The sequence below is a fragment of the Ruegeria sp. BG5 genome (genome assembly GCF_056538425.1).
Window position 1 is genome coordinate 22254 of sequence record NZ_JBQFTC010000007.1, and the last position, 18995, is coordinate 41248.

17 protein-coding genes are annotated in these 18995 nt (G+C 60.1%); 4 read left to right on the top strand and 13 right to left on the bottom strand.

The genetic code is table 11. The features are described from left to right. The 8 genes from ACR0KX_RS17740 to ccoN form a co-directional block, all read right to left on the bottom strand. The gene (locus ACR0KX_RS17740; protein ID WP_170624518.1) at positions 1-2178 is read right to left on the bottom strand and encodes a heavy metal translocating P-type ATPase; all 2178 of its coding nucleotides are present in this window, start codon (positions 2176-2178) and stop codon (positions 1-3) included. 4 nt (positions 2179-2182) lie between these two features. Next, positions 2183-2641, bottom strand: a complete 459-nt coding sequence (locus ACR0KX_RS17745) for a FixH family protein (RefSeq protein WP_170624520.1) — start codon at positions 2639-2641, stop codon at positions 2183-2185. After that, complete coding sequence (ccoG, locus tag ACR0KX_RS17750; protein ID WP_170455073.1) at positions 2638-4071, bottom strand: cytochrome c oxidase accessory protein CcoG; 1434 nt, start codon at positions 4069-4071, stop codon at positions 2638-2640. Before ccoG ends, ACR0KX_RS17745 begins: the two co-directional genes overlap by 4 nt. Positions 4072-4171: 100 nt before the next feature. Beyond that, the gene (locus ACR0KX_RS17755) at positions 4172-5047 is read right to left on the bottom strand and encodes a LysR family transcriptional regulator (protein WP_170624523.1); all 876 of its coding nucleotides are present in this window, start codon (positions 5045-5047) and stop codon (positions 4172-4174) included. 409 nt (positions 5048-5456) lie between these two features. Beyond that, complete coding sequence (ccoP, locus tag ACR0KX_RS17760) at positions 5457-6320, bottom strand: cytochrome-c oxidase, cbb3-type subunit III (protein WP_170455077.1); 864 nt, start codon at positions 6318-6320, stop codon at positions 5457-5459. Then, entirely contained in the window at positions 6317-6520 is a 204-nt protein-coding gene (locus ACR0KX_RS17765; protein ID WP_170455079.1) for a cbb3-type cytochrome c oxidase subunit 3, read from the bottom strand. The genes ccoP and ACR0KX_RS17765 overlap by 4 nt, the downstream gene beginning before the upstream one ends. 12 nt (positions 6521-6532) lie before the next feature. Then, on the bottom strand, positions 6533-7261 hold the full coding sequence (ccoO, locus tag ACR0KX_RS17770; protein WP_170455081.1) for a cytochrome-c oxidase, cbb3-type subunit II: 729 nt from the start codon (positions 7259-7261) through the stop codon (positions 6533-6535). Between the two features lie 14 nt (positions 7262-7275). Next, positions 7276-8883, bottom strand: coding sequence for a cytochrome-c oxidase, cbb3-type subunit I (ccoN, locus tag ACR0KX_RS17775; protein WP_170455084.1), 1608 nt, complete (start codon positions 8881-8883; stop codon positions 7276-7278). 196 nt (positions 8884-9079) lie between these two features. Here ccoN and ACR0KX_RS17780 point away from each other — a divergent pair, with 196 nt between their 5' ends. Together ACR0KX_RS17780 and ACR0KX_RS17785 are read left to right on the top strand one after the other, a co-directional pair. Continuing rightward, a complete protein-coding gene (locus ACR0KX_RS17780) occupies positions 9080-9919 on the top strand; it encodes a universal stress protein (protein WP_170455085.1) in 840 nt (279 codons plus the stop codon). Between the two features lie 201 nt (positions 9920-10120). Next, positions 10121-10528 (top strand): hypothetical protein, encoded by a 408-nt coding sequence (locus ACR0KX_RS17785; RefSeq protein WP_170455087.1) that lies wholly within the window; start codon positions 10121-10123, stop codon positions 10526-10528. A gap of 48 nt (positions 10529-10576) precedes the next feature. Here ACR0KX_RS17785 and fnrL read toward each other — a convergent pair whose 3' ends face one another. Then, on the bottom strand, positions 10577-11320 hold the full coding sequence (gene fnrL / locus ACR0KX_RS17790) for a transcriptional regulator FnrL (RefSeq protein ID WP_170455089.1): 744 nt from the start codon (positions 11318-11320) through the stop codon (positions 10577-10579). Positions 11321-11381: 61 nt separating this feature from the next. Between fnrL and hemN the strand changes: the two genes are divergently transcribed. Both hemN and ACR0KX_RS17800 read left to right on the top strand, forming a co-directional pair. Beyond that, positions 11382-12737, top strand: a complete 1356-nt coding sequence (gene hemN, locus ACR0KX_RS17795; RefSeq protein ID WP_480708646.1) for an oxygen-independent coproporphyrinogen III oxidase — start codon at positions 11382-11384, stop codon at positions 12735-12737. Between the two features lie 214 nt (positions 12738-12951). Further along, positions 12952-14880, top strand: a complete 1929-nt coding sequence (locus ACR0KX_RS17800; protein WP_170455093.1) for an elongation factor G — start codon at positions 12952-12954, stop codon at positions 14878-14880. Between the two features lie 19 nt (positions 14881-14899). On the opposite strand, the gene ACR0KX_RS17805 is transcribed toward ACR0KX_RS17800, so the two are convergent. Genes ACR0KX_RS17805 through ACR0KX_RS17820 form a run of 4 tightly spaced genes read right to left on the bottom strand, consistent with a single transcriptional unit; the run spans position 14900 to position 18995 of the window. Continuing rightward, the gene (locus ACR0KX_RS17805) at positions 14900-16477 is read right to left on the bottom strand and encodes an ABC transporter ATP-binding protein (RefSeq protein ID WP_170624699.1); all 1578 of its coding nucleotides are present in this window, start codon (positions 16475-16477) and stop codon (positions 14900-14902) included. Positions 16478-16479: 2 nt separating this feature from the next. Next, positions 16480-16797: a hypothetical protein gene (locus tag ACR0KX_RS17810; protein ID WP_170624528.1), complete on the bottom strand. Its 318-nt coding sequence runs from the start codon at positions 16795-16797 to the stop codon at positions 16480-16482. Beyond that, positions 16794-17900, bottom strand: coding sequence for an ABC transporter permease (locus tag ACR0KX_RS17815; protein WP_170455097.1), 1107 nt, complete (start codon positions 17898-17900; stop codon positions 16794-16796). Before ACR0KX_RS17815 ends, ACR0KX_RS17810 begins: the two co-directional genes overlap by 4 nt. After that, positions 17901-18995, bottom strand: coding sequence for a microcin C ABC transporter permease YejB (locus tag ACR0KX_RS17820; protein WP_170455099.1), 1095 nt, complete (start codon positions 18993-18995; stop codon positions 17901-17903).

Sequence of the window (18995 nt, forward strand, 5' to 3'; positions counted from 1 at the left end):
TTACCTCAGCCGAAGGGCGTTCAGGGACACGGTAATGGACGAAGTCGACATCGCCAAGGCCGCGATCAGGGGCGTTGCCAAGCCGATCACCGCCAGCGGGACGGCGATCACGTTATACACGGTGGCAATGCGAAAGTTTTCGCGAATCCGTTTGGTGGCTTTGACGGCGGTCTCACAAGCGTCGGCGATGGGCGACAGATCGGTGCCCAGCAGAACGATATCGGACGCCACCCGCGCGGCGTCCAAAGCAGAGGCCGGAGAGATCGAGACATGCGCCGCAGCCAGCGCCGCCGTGTCGTTCAGACCATCGCCCACCATCAGGACATGCCGCCCCTGATCGCTGAGCTCCTGAATGCGCGCAGCTTTGTCCTGAGGAAGCGCCTCGGCAATCCAGTTTTCGATACCCAGTTTATCGGCCAAGGCCTGAACGGCACCTTTGGAATCGCCCGAGATCAGGATGATCTGCTTGCCCGACCGCGCAAACGCCTCGACCGCTTCTGCTGCGCCGGGGCGCAGGGCGTCCGAGAATGTGAAGGGCACGGGTGGGTTTGATCCGATTGAAAGCCAGGCCGAGGTCTGAGCCCCGTGCGCCCCTCCGACCCAGGCCGCGCGGCCCAGTCGGACACGCTGATCGCGATACAGGCCTTCTGTGCCATATCCGGGTACTTCGACGATTTCTTTCACTGCGGCAGGTTTGACCCCGGCGGCACGTGCTGCCTGCGCCAATGCGACCGAAAGCGGGTGGGCTGATGCCTCGGCCAAGGCCAACGCAATTTCCAGGTCAGCGCGGGAATGATCGCCCAGATTGGTCAGTTCCGGCGCGCCGGAGGTCAGCGTGCCGGTCTTGTCGAACACGACCGTATCGACCTCGGCCAGACGTTCCAGAGCGGTGGCGTGTTTGATCAGCATACCATTGCGGAACAACCGGCCCGAGGCGGCTGTCGTCACCGCAGGCACAGCCAGCCCCAAGGCGCAGGGGCAGGTGATGATCAACACCGCCGCCGCGATGTTCAACGCGGTGCGCAGATCGCCGGAATAGATGTACCAACCAACGAAGCTGAGCGCTGACAGAATGTGAACGCCGGGCGCGTATAGCTTGGCCGCCTTATCCGCCAGCGACGTGTACCGGGACCGCCCGGATTCCGCGATGGCAACCAGATCGGCCATCCGGTGGAGTGAGGTATCTTCGCCCACCGCCGTGGCGCGGATGGTCAGCGGGCCGGTCAGGTTGACCTCACCCGCGCTGACGCTCTGGCCTGCTTCGGCAAAGACCGGCAGGGTTTCTCCGGTCAGCAAAGACCGGTCCAGTTCGGACCGGCCCGAGACGATCTGGCCGTCCACGGGCATGCGCCCACCGGGCCGCACAAGGATCAGATCGCCCACAGCCAGGGCTGACACGGCAACCTCTTCCTCGACCCCGTCGATCACGCGGATGGCGCGCGGCACCTCAAGAGCGGTCAGTTCCTCGGCCGCGGACCGTGCGGCGGCGCGGGTCCGGTAATCCAGATACCGCCCGGCCAACAGGAAGAAGGTCAGGGTCAGAGCAGCGTCGAAATAGGCATGTTCACCGCTCAGGGCCGTTTCCCAAAGGGACGTCATCAAAGCCAACAGGATGGCCAGCACAATCGGTACGTCCATATTCAGGCGACGAACCCGCAAGGCCGACCAGGCATTGGTAAAGAACGGCTGCGCCGAAAAGGCAATGGCAGGCAAGGCAATGGCGGCTGAAATCCAATGGAACATGTCGCGCGTCGCGTCCGCCGCCCCTGACCAGACCGAAACCGACAACAACATCACGTTCATCGAGGCGAAACCGGCCACCGCCAGCCGCATCAGCAAATCCCGACCCGCCTTATCCGCGCTGGTTGCGGACAGGGCGCCCGGATCCAGCTCATGCGCCTCATACCCGGCGCGTTCCAGCACCGGGATCAGCTCCGCCGCCCGCGTCTCGGGCGCGGCTTTGATCATGGCGCGTTTCAGGGTCAGGTTGACCCGCGCATCCTCGACACCCGGATGCGCGTTCAATGCGCGTTCGACATTCGCAATACAGGCCGAGCAGTGGATGCCCGGCAAGGACAGCGCAATCTGAACATCCTCGGGGATTGGGCGCGCTGGTTCTGCCGGGGTCGCAATGCACCCCGGGCAAGCCGCCGTTCCGGATGTGATTTGCGCCGTCACTCCGTTAACCTTTCACATAAAGTGGTACGCGCTGTGTGAACTCGGCCCCTGCATGATCGCGTGCCACAAGGCGGATATTCCAATTCCCCTTGCCCAGCGTCGCAGGCGTCGCATAGGCGATACCGTCAAAGGTAAAATCCGGCGAGAAATCATCCTTTACATGGGTCGCGCGACCCACGACCGCCTGCAATTCGGCCACCTGAACCGGGGCACCCGTGGCATCGGTAATGTGCAGGATTAGCAAGCCACCCTTGGTCTCGGCCCGGACCTCCCAGCCCAGCGCCTGTTGTTCCTTCAACCGCTCATTGAATTCCTGGCTGGCGACGTAAGAGTTCTTAACCTCGAGCCCCGGAAAGGTTTTCACCGCGTTATAGGCCAGCAGCAGGTTCACGGCGATAATCACCCCAAAGGCGCCGACGAAAACCGCCAAAGCGTGTTTCCCGGTGAATTTGCGCTCTGTCATGATCCGTTCCCTCGGCCATTGAACGTGGTGTCTTTGTAGGCGCGCTCGCCGCTGGTGATGTCTTCGACCCAAATCCGAACCGGCGTCGTTTCCGCTCCCGCTGGGCCAGCATCGCGAGAGGCGGTGATGTACACGCGCACCAACTGTGCTGTGTCGGCCGTGACATTCACAGTATGCAGGTTTGTGCCTTCAATCTCCAATCGCATCGACGGATCACCGGCAAGCGACAGGCTGAACAGGCGGTCTTCGCCGTGTTTGTTGCGCAGACGCACATCATAGGTGTTCCGGATGGTGCCGTCGGACAAGGTCACGAAGGTCGGGTTGCGAACAGGTGCAACCGTCAGATCAATATCGGACCGGATGAACAGCGCGAACAGCAATGCGAACCCAACCAGTGACCACAGCGCCGTATACATGATCGTCCGGAACCGCAGGATGTGCTTCCACACATTCTTGGGCGGCTTACCCGAGCGTTCGTTGGCCTCATCGCTCAGCGCCATATAGTCGATCAACCCACGCGGTTTGCCGATCTTGGCCATCATGTCATCACAGGCGTCGATGCACAGCGCACAGGTGATGCATTCCAACTGCTGGCCATCCCGGATGTCGATCCCCACGGGGCAGACATTCACGCAGGCCATGCAGTCGATGCAATCGCCCAACTCGGAATCGGCAGTGCGTTTGCCTTTACCGCGCGGCTCACCCCGCCATTCGCGGTAGCCGACGACCAGAGTGTCTTCGTCCATCATCGCGGCCTGAATGCGCGGCCAGGGGCAGGCATAGATGCAGATTTGTTCACGGGCAAAACCGCCAAACAGGAAGGTTGTACCTGTCAGGATCAGCACGGTCGTGTAGGCCACGGGGTGCGCATTGCCGGTGACCAGATCGCGCAGCAATGTGGGCGCGTCGGCGAAGTAGAACACCCAGGCCCCGCCGGTTGCGAGGCCGATCAGGAACCAGGCCGTCCACTTCGTCAGCCGCAGCCGCGCCTTACGGAAGTCCATTTTTTCCTGCCGGTGTAGGCGCAATCGCGCGTTTCGATCCCCTTCGATCCAGCGCTCGACCAGAATGAACAAGTCGGTCCAGACCGTTTGCGGGCAGGCATAACCGCACCAGACGCGACCAAGGGCCGAGGTAAACAGGAACAACCCAAGACCGGCCATGATCAAAAGCCCAGCCACAAAGTAAAACTCATGCGGCCAGATCTCGATCCAGAAGAAATAAAACCGCCGGTTGGCCAGATCCAGCAGCACCGCCTGATCCGGCAGGCTGGGCCCGCGATCCCATCTGATCCACGGGGTCACATAGTAGATACCCAGCGTGACAATCAGGATGATCCATTTCAGGTTCCGAAACGGGCCGGATACGCGTCTTGGGAAAATCGGCTCGCGCGCGGCATACAAGCTGGGGGCGGGATCGGAATCGCTCACTGGCTGGCTCCAAATGGGTCTTCTGCTAGCGTCTTCTTCCAGATCATGTCCGCGCAAACTTTGACATGGGTCAAAACGCGCATCGAACAAACATCTTTTATCACATGCTACCAGATTGCCGCTTCAACCAGGTCACAAATGTCTTCACAGCCGGCCTAAGCGGCGTTTTTGCAGTTAAGACATGGTATCCGCTGGGGTCCGGCTCGGAATACAGCTCGACCAGACGACCGGCGCGGATGTCGTTTTCGACGAAATGTCGCACCGTTGCGGTGACGCCCTGACCGGCACGCAACCCATCCAGCAGCAGGTTTCCGGGCAAAGACATACGCCCGGCCAAAGGCGGATGAGTCACCCCCCGCTTGGCAAGCCATGTGGACGCCTCGGTTGTTCCCAACTCCTCCAGCCAAGGCAAATGGGCCAGTTCTTCTGGCGTCCAGCTGGTTTTGCCCCCCAACAGGACGGGGGCAGCGACAACGACAAAGGGTGTTTCCAGCAACATCTCGGACTCGACACCCGACCATCCGCCCGCCCCGTAGCGGATCGCGACATCGACCCCGCCGGGCGTCAAGGCAACCAGATGCGGCGATGGGTCAATCGCCAGGTTGATCTGTGGGTATTCGGCCTGAAACGCCGGCAAACGCGGCATCAGCCACGACGCCGCAAAACTTGAGGTCAGCGATACGTGCACCGGACGCGCCTCGCCCGATTTCATAAGCTCTTCCACAACGGTGCCGATGGATTCAAAACCCAGATGCAGCGCGCGGGCCAGCTGTTCGCCTTCGGCGGTCAAGGTCAGGGATTTGCCGTCACGCTGAACCAACGCGACGCCCATGTGTTTCTCAAGCGCGCGCAATTGCTGACTTATGGCAGCATGGCTAACATTCAAGGCCTCGCCAGCCTGAACGACGCCGCCCCTCTCTGCAAAAGCAGAAAAGGCCCTTAGCGAGGCCAGCGGGGGTAGTTTCAGCCAATTCACGTGTAATCCCTGCTTACATTTTGGAACGCTAATTGGTTCGCATTTTTTGCCGGAGAACACAATCTTGTTGTTATCCGCAACACCGCGACAGGAGGGAACCCATGCTCTCGATTTATGCCAAAGCGATATTGAACGCGACCAGACTGCACCAACCGGCAACTACCCCTGCCGCGCACTCAGAGGCGAAGCCAAAGCTGATCGCCTTGCCGCCGGTGGGTCACCCCTTGTTGAAACACGCGCCCAGATCGGTTCAGAAAGACACAAGCAGGGTTCTGACACATCTGCCCTCGGGTCAGTCCTGCCCTCAGACCTGAAATAGGCACCGGCTGTTCAGGAAACGCGCGAACAGATGGAACAGCCGGTGCCGGGACCTGTGGGCAGCGAACCGCCCACAGGTATTCTTTTGCGCTTACTGACCGCCGCCCAACTGGTGGACGTAAGCGGATACGGCGCGGATCTGCGCCTCGGTCAGGCGGGTATCCCAGTTCGGCATCACGCCGAAACGGCTATAGGTCACGGTCTCGGTCAGCGCCTCTTCGCTGCCGCCGTACAGCCAGATCGCATCCGTCAGGTTCGGAGCGCCCTGGAACATGTCACCTTGACCGTTTTCGCCGTGACAGGCCGAACAGTTGTCTTCGAACACAACCTTGCCCGCCTGTGCAGCCGCATCGTCGGTCTGCGCGTTGGTCAGCGACATGACGTACTGAACCACCTGGGTGATCTCTTCCTTCTCAAGGAGCTCACCAAAGGCCGGCATCTCGGAATAGCGCGCATCGTCGCTTTCTTCGTTCCGGATGCCATAGCTGACGGTAAAATGGATATCCTCCATCGTGCCGCCCCACAGCCATGCGTCATCCAGCAGGTTCGGGAAGCCCGGCGCGCCCTGCGCACCCGAACCATGACACTGCGCGCACCAGGTACGGAACACGGCGCTGCCCGCGTTGACGGCATATTGCTGAAGCTCAGCATCCTTCGAGATATCGTCGAGCGGCGTATCCACCAATTGGGCGTTCAAAGGCGCGTTGGCCTCTTCAAACGCGACCAGTTCCTTTTGCACCTCAGCGCGCGAGGACCAGCCCGTCACACCCGCCGTTGCCGATTGCACAAGCGGCCAGGCCGGATACATGATGGTGTAGATCACGCCCCAGAAGATCGTGGCGTAGAAGGTCCACAACCACCAGCGGGGCATCGGGTTGTCGAATTCCTCGATCCCGTCCCAGCTGTGACCGGTTGTATTCGGATCGCCCGGCTGTTTTTCAGGTGTCTTGCTCATGGCCGCGCCTCCTTGGGTGTGGCGGGTTTGTCTTGCTGGGCGGGGGCATCGGAGTGCCGGAACGGGATGTTGGCGGTGTCCTTGTATTCCTTGCTGGCACCGGGGCGGAAAACCCAAACCACGATGCCAAGAAAGAAGGTGAACAGCAGCAGCAGCATCCAGCTATCCGCGAATTGCCGTAAGAGTGTATATTCTTCCATCATACCCTCCTGTTATCGGCTGGCTGCCGGGGTGAAGGTCGAGAAATCGACCAGCGTGCCCAGCATCTGCAGATAGGCAATCAGCGCATCGGCCTCGGTCAGATCAGACTGACCGTCGAAGTTGCGCACATTGACCTTGTCGCCATAACGCTCCAGCAGCCCGTCATAGTCGCTGTCCGGATCAGCCTGCGCGCGGAAGTCGGCCACGGCGTTTTCCAGCATTTCTTCGGTGTAGGGCGTGCCGACCACGGCGTTTGCCGCCATGATGTCGCCGATATATTCACCGTCGATCTTGCGACGTTCCAGGAAGCCGTATTTCGGCATCACCGATTCTGGCACCACCGATTGCGCATCGCGCAGGTGGCGCACATGCCAGTCGTCCGAGTAACGGCCACCGACGCGAGCCAGATCAGGCCCGGTACGCTTGGACCCCCACTGGAACGGGTGGTCATACATCGATTCAGCCGCCAGCGAGTAGTGGCCATAGCGTTCGACCTCGTCCCGCATCGGCCGGATCATCTGGCTGTGGCAGACATAGCAGCCTTCGCGCAGATAGATCTCACGACCCGCCATTTCGAGTGGGGTGTAAGGGCGCATGCCCTCCACCTTCTCGATGGTATTCTCAAGATAGAACAGCGGTGCGATCTGCACGATGCCACCGATGGTCACGACCAGAAAGCTGAAGATCAGCAGGAGGGTCGCGTTGGTCTCGAGGATCTTATGTTTGTCGAGAATTGCCATTGCTCCGGCCCTCCTTATTCAGCCGGGACCGCGACGGTCAGGCTGGCCTCACGGGCCGGCGCTTTCCGCACAGTCATCCACAGGTTGTAGCACATGATCACCGACCCAGCGAGGAACATGACCCCGCCCAGACCGCGCACCACATACATCGGGAACTTGGCCGCCACAGTGTCGGCGAACGAGTTCACCAGGAAGCCGTTGGCATCCACTTCGCGCCACATCAGGCCTTCCATGATACCGGTCACCCACATCGACGCGGCGTAGAGCACGATGCCGATGGTGGCGAGCCAGAAGTGCCAGCTGACCATTTGCAGCGAGTAGAGACGCTCGCGCTTCCACAGGACAGGCACCAGGAAGTACAGCGCACCGAATGTGATCATGCCGTTCCAGCCCAGCGCGCCGGAATGCACGTGACCAATGGTCCAGTCGGTGTAGTGAGACAGCGAGTTCACAGCGCGGATCGACATCATCGGACCTTCAAAGGTGGACATGCCGTAGAAGCCGACCGAGATCACCATCATCCGGATCACCGGGTCGGTGCGCAGCTTGTCCCACGCGCCCGACAGGGTCATCAGGCCGTTGATCATGCCACCCCAGGACGGCATCCACAGGATCACCGAGAACACCATGCCCAGCGTCGAGGCCCAATCCGGCAGCGCGGTATAGTGCAGGTGGTGCGGACCGGCCCAGATATACAGGAAGATCAGCGCCCAGAAGTGGATGATCGACAGCTTGTACGAAAACACCGGACGTTCGGCCTGTTTCGGGATGAAGTAATACATCATGCCCAAGAAACCGGCGGTCAGGAAAAAGCCCACGGCGTTGTGGCCGTACCACCACTGGATCATGGCATCTTGCACGCCCGACCAGACGATGACCGATTTCGAACCCCAGATGCTGACCGGGATGGTCATGTTGTTGACCAGGTGCAGCATGGCGACGGTGACGATGAAGGCCAGGTAGAACCAGTTTGCCACATAGATATGGGGCTCTTTCCGCTTGATGATCGTGCCCAGATAGACCGCCAGATAAGCGACCCAGACGACGGTCAGCCACAGGTCAACATACCATTCCGGCTCGGCATATTCCTTGGACTGGGTTCCGCCCAGAACGTATCCGGTAGCAGCCAGCACGATGAACAGCTGATAGCCCCAGAACACGAACCACGCGAGGTTTCCACCCCACAGCCGTGCGGCGCTGGTACGCTGAACCACATAGAACGAGGTTGCGATCAACGCGTTGCCGCCAAAGGCAAAAATCACCGCCGAGGTGTGCAGCGGACGCAGCCGTCCAAAGTTCAGGTATCCCTGCGCCCATTCGAAATTGAGCGTCGGAAAGGCCAGCTGGAACGCAATAAAGGTCCCTGCAAGGAACCCGACCACGCCCCAAAAGGCGGTTGCGATCACGCCGTAGCGGATCACGTCATCCATGTACTCGCCCGAGCGATCAGTGAGAATATCTGGCTCATCCGTGTTTCGAAGCGTCCAGATGAACAGACCGCCGGCGATGACCATCACCAGAATCGCATGCACCTGATACGCCAAATCGCGTGCATAATTGGACCCGATCGCGGCAAATACCACGACCAGACCAAGCACGATCAGCTTGATGTAATTCGACATATTGCGTCCCTTTACCGTGCCCCGCGCAATTTGCGTGCCGCGCAGAACCTTTTTGACTGTTTGCTGTATTGAAGAAATGCAGCCTGGGCTGCTTTGATCTGAGTCAAGACAGACACCCGTTTTCTATGACACGCATACCTCTATGAATGGGTTATCTGGTCGCAGGGGACCGTTGACCCCAAGTCAAGAGGTCGACATGGCGTATAAATCTCTTCTTACAATCATGACCGAAACACAGGGCGCACAGGCCACGCTTGCCCAGTTGGCGGCCCTGGCCGAAGCGCAGGATGGTCATGCCGAGGCCCTGTGTCTGGGCGTCGATCGCAGTCAGACAGGCTATTACTATGCCGGGGCAAATGCATTGATCCTTCAGGAAACGCTCAGCCGGGCCAATGCCGAAGCGGATGAGTTGCTGGCCTTCGCTAAGGAGTATCTGCGAAAAACCGGGGCCCGCTGGTCAGCCGAAAGCGGTGTCGCCCAGATCGCGGATATTGGCCGCCATGTGGCACATCGGGCACGGTTTTCGGATCTGGTCGTGTTGCCGCATCCTTACGGTGAGGATCGCGGCGCCGAGGCTGAACCGATCATCGAAGCCGCCATGTTCGAAGGCCACGCGCCTGTGCTGGTCGTCCCGAATACCGCCCGTCCGATGTCGGTGCCCAAGCGCATCATGATCGCGTGGAACGAAAGCATCGAGGCGATGCGCGCCGTGCGCCGCGCCCTGCCCTTTCTCAAGGCGGCTGATGTGGCCCGTATCGTGGTCATCGACCCGCCGCGCCACGGGCCTGACCGGTCCGATCCCGGCGGGATGCTGTCCCAGATGCTGGCGCGACACGGCGTCAAATGTGAGATCGAGGTGCTGAGCAAGACAATGACCCGCGTCTCGGACATTCTGAACCGACACGCGATGGATACGGAATCCGACATGATCGTCATGGGGGCGTATGGCCATTCCCGCTTTCGCGAAGCGATCCTTGGCGGCGCAACACGCAACATGCTGGAACAATCCGCCGTCCCGGTTTTTCTGGCCCACTGAACCACGCTGCGGGTCTGGAGCTTTGAAAGCGGCGTCAAGTACGACCGGCTGCAGGTTCGGGCGCGCATGGACGTACAACAGGTTCGCGGCACCTTCTGGTACACGGGCTGCCGCATCTTCACATGCCCGCTAGTGCGGTGAAACGATACTGGCGTGGTGCGCGGACACTCCCTACCTCGGTTTCAAATCGACGGAGGCACAATGCGCACCTTTATCCCAACCCTTGCCGCTGCGGTCATCCTGGCTGTTCTCATCGGCGCAGATGTCGCCAAACCTCTGGGTGCCCACCCATGGTGGTCGCAGAAAACGCTGCTGTTTGGCGCGCCAATCGGGCTGATCCTTGCAACCCTGCTTGCACGCGTGTCGGTTCCGGTAGCAAGGCTGGCTGTTGCCGTGGTGCTCACAACGCTCGCTTTCGGTGTTGCAAAATACGGTCAGACCCAATTCGCCGCCTCATTTGCTGAAGATGCCCTGGCGGGTAAGCTGTGGTATTTCGGATGGATCGCGGTCGGAGCCACCGCGGCATCCCTGTTGACCTTCCTGATGCAGCTGATCCTACCCGGCACCGCTGGTCGAACACCATCAGGCTCGGGCAGCAAGATCAGCTAGGCCAAAGCGAACCCAATCGGGTTTAGTCAACGCGGGTGCCTGATCTGGTCAGACCAGGAACCCACCGTCCGAATCGTCACCGGCCTCATCCATCAATCGGGCCATGTCGGGAATGGTCACGTGGCGTTTGCCTTCCAACGCAATCACCCCGTCCTTTTTCAGGGCCGAGATCTGACGGCTGACCGTTTCAAGCGTCAGGCCGAGGTAGTCGGCCATCGCCTCGCGGGTCAGAGGCAGGTCAAAGACAATCGCCCCCGACAGCCCCTTTTGCGTGATCGAGGCATCGCGACGCGCAATGATCGACAATAGGCTGGCGATCTTTTCCCGCGCGGTTTTGCGCCCCAGAACCAGCATCCACTCGCGCGCAGCGTCCAGCTCGTCCAATGTCATCTGCAACAGGCGATGCGCGATATGCGGCGTCGCGTTCATCAGATCCTCGAACGGTTTCTTGCGAAAGCAGCACATCATCACGTCCGTGGTGGCCTGAACGTCATAGGCCGCGGCGTCGCGCCCCGGTCGTCCAACAAAGTCACTGGGCAGCAACAGACCCACCATCTGGGTCCGGCCATCCTCCATCGTTTGGGTCAAAGAGGCGATTCCCGACACGACCGAGCCGACAAAGTTCATCTGATCGCCTGACCAGATGATCGTCTGTCCCGCCTCGAAACTGCGGTAATACTTAATTTCTTCAAGGGCTTCCAACTCATCCGTATCACAGCGTGCACAGACGGCCCGGTGACGAATCGGGCAGTCTTCGCAATTGGCGTGATCGAACTGTGCTTTAATTGTCATGCGCGTTCCCACTTGATCTCTGTCAAAGCAGCCAAGTCGTTGGCCTCATAAGGTTATCGTCATGATAGATAAATCACAATTGGCAAGGCTTGGACTATTTGACGCGAAAGTGCCGCGTTACACGAGCTACCCAACCGCCCCCCACTTCAGCAATGACGTGGGGGCTGACCTTTATGGCGACTGGATTTCCGCGATAAAACCCGGAAGCGCCGTCTCGCTGTATATCCACGTTCCCTTCTGCCGCCGGCTGTGCTGGTTCTGCGCCTGCCGCACGCAAGGCACGCAGACGGATAACCCGGTTATTGCCTATGTGGATGTTCTGAAGGCCGAGCTGGACTTGCTGGCCGCGCGCCTGCCAGACGGCGTCGTGCTGTCGCGCCTGCATTGGGGCGGTGGAACGCCAACCTTGCTGAACCCGGACCTGATGCGCGAACTGGCGCAGCATATCCTGGGCATTGTGCCGATGGGCCCGGATGCCGAGTTCTCGGTCGAAATCGACCCGAACGAAATTGACGATGCGCGTCTGGACGCCCTGGCCGAGGCAGGCATGAACCGCGCCTCGATCGGTGTGCAGGATTTCGATGATGAGATTCAAAAGACCATCGGGCGCATTCAATGCTATGACACCACCCGCGAAGCGGTCGACATGATCCGCGCGCGCGGCATTACCAGCCTGAATGCCGATATTCTGTACGGCCTGCCCCATCAGACCAAGGCCCGTATGACCGAAAGCGTGCAGAAGCTTCTGTCGCTCAGCCCGGACCGCGTGGCGCTTTATGGCTATGCCCACGTGCCGTGGATGGCCAAGCGGCAGCAGCTGATTCCATCAGACGCGCTGCCGACGCCCGAACAACGGCTGGACCTGTTTGATACGGCCCGACGCCTGTTCATGTGGGACAATTACGCCGAGATCGGGATCGACCACTTCGCAACACAGGAAGATGGCCTGACCCGGGCTTTGAACGCGGGGCAGTTAAAGCGCAACTTCCAGGGCTATACCGACGATCAGGCCGAGGTTTTGATTGGGGTTGGTGCCAGTTCGATCTCGCGCTTCCCGCAGGGCTACGCACAGAACAATCCGGCGACCTCGGCGCATACCAAGGCGGTTCGCGACGGGCGGTTTTCAACCTCGCGCGGGCATCTGTTCAAAGCTCAGGATGTGCTGCGCGCCCGGCTGATCGAAGCGCTGATGTGCGATTTCAAGATCAACTCGGCCGAGATTCTGCGCAACTACGACGTCACCGCCCAAGAGTTGCGCGACATGTACAGCGCGGCGAATACGGCTTTTGACGGGTTGCTGCGCATCACCGAGGACGGGCTGTTCATCCCGCCCGAAGCCCGCGCCCTGACCCGGATGATCGCGCGGACCTTCGATGCCTACGACCTCAGCAAGGCCGGGCATAGTTCCGCCATCTGACCCAAAGACCGCGGGCGGCTTTTCCGCCCGCCTCGCGAGATTTCGAACAGGGGCTTGACGCAAGGCTTCTGTTTTCTCCACACTTGGGGTGTGGCCCGTTAAACTGGTCCGCAATTCGAGGCAGGCAAATTCGCAGACATCCCGTGCCGACGCTTTTGCGTTCGACATCCTCATTCGTGCAGCCACTCTGCAACCTGAAAGAGGGACAGCACATATGCGCGTTTTCACCGTCCTGGGCCCCAGTCAATCGGGCAAATCCACTCTGGTCGAGGCCATCAGCCGCCTCGACGGGCGCCCCACAACATTCGACGTATCCGGAACCGTGCATTTGCACGGTTTTTCTTACTTGGACGAACCATGGTGCGCGGTTGACGTTGATGGCGGCGGCGATGCGCTGGCTTATGTCGGTCCGGCCATGGCAATCTCGGACGCGGCAGTTGTCGTCGTGCCACCCGATCCGGACGCCGCTGTGCTGTGTGCGCCGTATCTGAGATTGGTCGAAGAGGCCGGCATCCCCTGCTTTCTGTTCATCAACCGGATGGACAATCCCAACGGCCGCATCCGCGACATTATCGCGGCACTGCAAACCTATTGCACCAATCACATCGCATTGCGCCAGGTTCCGATCCGCGAAGGGGAAACGATCATCGGTGCGGTCGATCTGATTTCTGAACGCGCGTGGAAATATCAGGAAGGCCAACCCTCGGCGCTGATCGAATTGCCGCAATCGGTCGAGGATCGCGAGCAGGAGGCCCGCACCGAATTGCTGGAAACCCTGTCCGATTTCGATGACAACCTGCTGGAGCAACTGATCGAGGACAAGCAGCCCCCCAGCGCCGAGGTCTATGACCTCGCCGCGCAGGTTCTGCAGAACCACCAGCTGATCCCGGCCTGTCTGGGGGCCGCAAGCCATGGCAATGGCCTGACCCGGTTGATGAAAGCCCTGCGGCACGAGGCGCCAGAGTTTGATATTGCCGCCGGGCGTGACGAAGCCGCCGACAATGCCTGCGCAATCGCAGGCTTTGCTGATGTGAAGAAACATATCGGCAAGATCACCGTGCTGCGTGGCCTGGGCGACGGCGTCAAAGCGCATGAGGCGTTGGGCGGCGAAACCGTGGGCAACCTGACCACGCTGGACGCAAAAACCCAGATCAATGCGTTGGAGGCCGGGCAGATCGGTCTGGCGGTCAAATCCGATCACCTGAATCCCGGTTTTATCTATGACAGCCGTGCGGCAACACCGTTGCCGGATTGGGCCGCGTCGCACCCTGTTGCGCACCGGCAGGTCGTCTCGCCCGCGCATGAACGCGACGACGTGCGCCTGTCCAACGCTCTGACCCGGCTGGTCGAGATCGATCCGGGGCTTCAGATGGAGCAGGATGAACTCAGCGGTCATTCTGTTCTGGGCTCGCAAGGGCCACAGCATATGCGACGGGTGACGGCGAAGCTGTTAGAGGATTTCGGCATCGAAATCGAAACCAGCGCGGTCGAAACCGCCTATCGTGAAACCATCCGCACATCGGTCGAACACCGGCATCGGCATCGCAAGCAATCCGGCGGGGCCGGGCAGTTTGCTGATGTGGTCATCTCGGTCGCGCCGCTGCCGCGCGGTTCTGGCTTTCAGTTCGAGGAAATCGTCAAGGGCGGGGCCGTGCCGAAGAACTATATCCCGTCGGTCGAACACGGGGCCAAGGACGCGCTGGTACAGGGCCCCGAAGGCTTTCCGGTGGTGGATGTCAAAGTCACACTCAGCGACGGAAAGCACCACAATGTCGACAGTTCGGACTATGCCTTCCGCACCGCAGGCAAAAACGCCGTCCGCGAGGCCCTGCCCGAAGCCAAACCCGTGGTGCTGCAACCGATCCTGACCGCCGAGATCCATCTGCCATCAGATTTCGTAGGCGATCTGGTGCCGACGATCAGCACGCTGCAAGGGCAGGTTCTGGGCTTCGAGGGCAATCCAAACGCGTCGGGCTGGGAGATCTTCAATGCGCAGCTTCCGGCCGTGGCGCAGGACGAGTTACACCGAACCCTCGCCAGCGCCACGCGCGGGACCGGTTGGGTCAAGCTGAGCTTCGATCACTATGAGGAGCTGCGCGGGCCGGTTCCAAAACCCGCCGACCGGGAAAAGGCCAACGCCTGAGAAACGTGTCGGGCGGGCGTCAGCCCGCCGCCGCAATCAGTTCCCGCGTATAGTCTGTTTGCGCGTTTTCAAACAGGTCCTCTGCCGCACCCATCTCGATCACATCCCCGTTGCGCATGACGACGACGTTATGAGACATGGCGCGCACGACCTTCAGATCGTGGCTGATGAACAGATAGGCCAGCCCGTATTTCCGCTGCAGATCGCGCAGCAGATCGACGATCTGAACCTGCACCGTCATGTCCAGCGCGCTGGTCGGTTCGTCCAGAACCAGCAGTTTCGGGCGCAAAACCATGGCCCGCGCGATCGCGATGCGCTGACGTTGCCCACCCGAGAACTCATGCGGGTAACGATCCATCGACGCCGGGTCCAGGCCCACTTCGGTCATCACCTCGGCGACCAACTCACGCGGAGCACGATGGGGATCGACCTTATGGATGGCCAGCCCCTCGGCGATGATCTGCTGGCAGGTCATGCGCGGGCTGAGGCTGCCGAACGGGTCCTGAAACACGATCTGCATATCCTTGCGAAGTCGCCGCAACTGCCGCGTGGACCAGCGGCGGACGTTCTGGTCGCGGAAGGTAATGCCGCCTTCTGACGCAATCAGGCGCATGATGGCCAGCGCCAATGTCGTCTTGCCCGAGCCACTTTCGCCGACGATCCCCAATGTCTCACCCGCCCGGACGCTGAGCGTGGCGTCATTGACCGCCTTCACATGACCCACGGTGCGTTTCAGGAAACCCCGCTGGATCGGGAACCAGACTTTCAGATGGTCCGTGCGCGCGACCTCTTCTGCGTCATGTGCAACGGGGTCCGGGTGGCCCGAAGGCTCAGCCGCCAGCAGCTTGCGCGTATAGGGGTGCTGCGGGTTGTCGAAAATCTCAGCCGTGACACCGGTTTCGACAATTTCGCCATCCTTCATCACGCAAACACGATCCGCGATCCGACGGACGATCCCCAGATCATGGGTGATGAACAGCATCCCCATATTCTCGGATTTCTGCAATTCGGCCAGCAGTTCGAGGATCTGCGCCTGAATGGTCACATCCAGCGCGGTTGTCGGCTCATCTGCGATCAGGATGTCCGGCTTGTTGGCCAGCGCCATCGCAATCATCACTCGCTGCCGCTGTCCGCCGGACAGTTGATGCGGATAGCTGTCCAGACGTTCTTCAGGATCACGGATACCCACCTTGGTCAAAAGCTCCACAATCCGGTCCCGCGCCGCATCGCCTGATAGCCCCTGATGCAAAGCCAGCGACTCGGCCATTTGCTTCTGGATCGTGTGCAGCGGGTTAAGCGAGGTCATCGGCTCCTGAAAGATAAAGCTGATATCGTTGCCGCGCACGCCCATCAGCGTGTCCTCGGACGCGCCGATCATCTCCTGCCCGTCATATTGCACCGAGCCTTCGACAATCGCGCTGTCGCCCAGCAAGGACACCGTGGACAGGGCCGTCACGGATTTGCCCGACCCGGATTCACCCACCAAGGCGACCGTTTCGCCCCGATCCACGGTGAAGGACACGCCTTTGACGGCCGCTGATACCTGACCGTCCTGCCGGAACGAGACTTTCAGGTCCTGCACATTCAACAGCGACATTTTCATACGCTGATCCCCCCAAGCGCTGCGTGCGTGAAACCCACCCATACGGCACCGAGCATCGCGCCGACCTGCAGCCAGGTCGGGAAAGACCGTTTCGTTGCAAAGATGACCGCGCTGGCGATCAGAACGGCTGTACCCGGCCCGAACAGCACCAGGAAAAACAGGCCAAAGACGTCGTATTGAAACGGGCCGTGGGGGTGCGTGGTAAAGAACTCCCAGCCGAGCCCACCCATCACCAGAATGATGTATCCCAATGCCACTAGCCCCGCGACAAGGATGAGGCGTTCCATCGGCCTGTTGATCACCTTTTCGGTCATGAGAACGTCTTTCTGGGATCAAACGCATCGCGGACGCCTTCGAAAATGAAGACCAGCAGCGACAGCATGATGGCAAAGGTGAAGAACGCGGTGAAGGCCAGCCACGGGGCCTGCAGGTTCTGTTTCGCCTGCAAGGTCAGCTCGCCCAGTGACGGGGCCGAGGATGGCAGGCCGAAGCCCAGAAAATCCAGCGACGCCAGACCACCGATGGTGCCGGTGACGATGAATGGCATAAAGGTCAACGTGGCGACCATTGCGTTGGGCAGCATATGGCGGAACATGATGGTCATGTTGCCCACACCCAGCGCGCGTGCGGCACGAACATATTCCAAATTGCGCGCCCGCAGGAATTCGGCCCGCACAACGCCCACAAGTCCGGTCCAACTGAACAGGATCATCAACGCCACAAGCAGCCAGAAACTTCGCCCCAGAATGGCGAACATGATGATGATCACATAAAGCGACGGGGTCGCCGACCAGATCTCGATTATGCGTTGGAAGATCAGATCCAGCCAGCCGCCAAAGAACCCTTGAATCGCGCCCGCGAATATCCCGATCAGACTGGCCGCACCGGTGACAATCAAAGTGAACAGGATCGACAGGCGGAAGCCGTAGATCACGCGGGCCAGAACGTCTCGCTTGGTGTCATCCGTTCCCAGCAGATTCTGCCCGTTGGGCGGCAACGGGGCCGCGCCCGGGCGATCAACGCTCGTGTTGTAGGAATACGGGATCAGCGGCCAGATGGCCCAGCCGCGTTCGAACCCGTCGGCCTCAAACGTGCCCGCATCAATCTGTTCGATAATACCCTCGGGATCGTCAAAGCACGCATCCAGACCACCGCTGTCGATCAGACACATCACCTCGGGGTCGCGATAGATCGCTTCGGTCTGGAAATCTCCGCCAAACTCGGTTTCGGCGTAGAAGTTGAAGATCGGCGTATAGAACTCGCCCTGGTATTTCACCAAGATCGGTTTGTCATTGGCGATGAACTCGGCAAACAAGGACAGCCCGAACAGGACCGAGAAGATGAGCAGCGACCAGAACGCCCGGCCATTGCGCCGGAAATTGCGCCAGCGGCGCTGATTGAGGGGAGAAAGCGCCATCTACCCCTCCCGCTTTTCAAAGTCGATACGCGGGTCGACAAGGACATACATCAGGTCACTGATAATGCCGACGACCAGCCCCATCAGGCCAAAGATGAACAGGGTGCCAAAGATCACCGGATAGTCCCGCGCCACGGCGGCCTCGAAACCCAGCCGTCCCAGCCCGTCCAGCGAAAAGATCGTCTCGATAATGATCGATCCGCCGAAGAACACACCAATGAACACCGCCGGGAAACCGGCGATCACAATCAGCATCGCGTTGCGGAAGACATGGCCATACAGCACTTTTCCTTCGCTCAGCCCCTTGGCGCGGGCGGTCATCACGTATTGCTTCTTGATCTCATCCAGAAACGAGTTCTTGGTCAGCAGCGTCAACGTCGCAAAGGCCGAAATCGTCAACGCAATGATCGGCAAAGCGATGTGCCAGAAGTAATCCGCGATCTTGCCAAACAGGCTGAGGCTGTCCCAATTGTCCGAAGTCAGCCCCCGCAGCGGGAAAATCTGCCAGTAAGAGCCGCCAGCAAAAAGAACCAGCAGCAGGATCGCAAAGAGGAACCCCGGAATGGCATAGGCCACGATAATGGTTCCGCTGGTCCAGGTGTCGAATGTTGACCCATCCTTTACGGCTTTTCGGATGCCCAGCGGAATGGACACCAGATAAGCGATCAGCGTCGACCACAGACCCAGCGAGATCGATACCGGCATTTTCTCAAGCACCAGGTCAATCACACTGATCGAACGAAAGTAACTCTCGCCGAAATCCAGCGTCAGGTAGTTGCCCATCATGTTCAGAAACCGTTCGAGCGGCGGCTTGTCGAAGCCGAATTCTTTTTCCAGTTCGGCGATGAATTCGGGCGGCAGACCACGAGCGCCGACATACTTGTCGTCGAATACGCCGCCTGCGGGCTCGGCCCCGGCGCCCGCATCGCCGCCGCCTGCGAACCCGGCGAACACGTCCCCCTGCCCTTCGATCTGAGCAATGATCTGTTCGACCGGCCCGCCAGGCACGAATTGCACCAGCGTGAAGTTGACCACCATGATGCCCAGCAAGGTCGGGATGACCAAAAGCAGGCGTCTTAGAATATAGGCGCCCAT

Coding starts and splice junctions, on each gene's coding strand:
- ACR0KX_RS17745 (WP_170624520.1), bottom strand. CDS start 2,641: ATGACAGAGCGCAAATTCACCGGGAAACACGCTTTGGCGGTTTTCGTC.
- ccoP (WP_170455077.1), bottom strand. CDS start 6,320: ATGAGCAAGACACCTGAAAAACAGCCGGGCGATCCGAATACAACCGGT.
- ACR0KX_RS17765 (WP_170455079.1), bottom strand. CDS start 6,520: ATGGAAGAATATACACTCTTACGGCAATTCGCGGATAGCTGGATGCTG.
- ccoO (WP_170455081.1), bottom strand. CDS start 7,261: ATGGCAATTCTCGACAAACATAAGATCCTCGAGACCAACGCGACCCTC.
- ccoN (WP_170455084.1), bottom strand. CDS start 8,883: ATGTCGAATTACATCAAGCTGATCGTGCTTGGTCTGGTCGTGGTATTT.
- ACR0KX_RS17780 (WP_170455085.1), top strand. CDS start 9,080: ATGGCGTATAAATCTCTTCTTACAATCATGACCGAAACACAGGGCGCA.
- ACR0KX_RS17785 (WP_170455087.1), top strand. CDS start 10,121: ATGCGCACCTTTATCCCAACCCTTGCCGCTGCGGTCATCCTGGCTGTT.
- fnrL (WP_170455089.1), bottom strand. CDS start 11,320: ATGACAATTAAAGCACAGTTCGATCACGCCAATTGCGAAGACTGCCCG.
- hemN (WP_480708646.1), top strand. CDS start 11,382: ATGATAGATAAATCACAATTGGCAAGGCTTGGACTATTTGACGCGAAA.
- ACR0KX_RS17800 (WP_170455093.1), top strand. CDS start 12,952: ATGCGCGTTTTCACCGTCCTGGGCCCCAGTCAATCGGGCAAATCCACT.
- ACR0KX_RS17805 (WP_170624699.1), bottom strand. CDS start 16,477: ATGTCGCTGTTGAATGTGCAGGACCTGAAAGTCTCGTTCCGGCAGGAC.
- ACR0KX_RS17810 (WP_170624528.1), bottom strand. CDS start 16,797: ATGACCGAAAAGGTGATCAACAGGCCGATGGAACGCCTCATCCTTGTC.
- ACR0KX_RS17815 (WP_170455097.1), bottom strand. CDS start 17,900: ATGGCGCTTTCTCCCCTCAATCAGCGCCGCTGGCGCAATTTCCGGCGC.
- ACR0KX_RS17820 (WP_170455099.1), bottom strand. CDS start 18,995: ATGGGCGCCTATATTCTAAGACGCCTGCTTTTGGTCATCCCGACCTTG.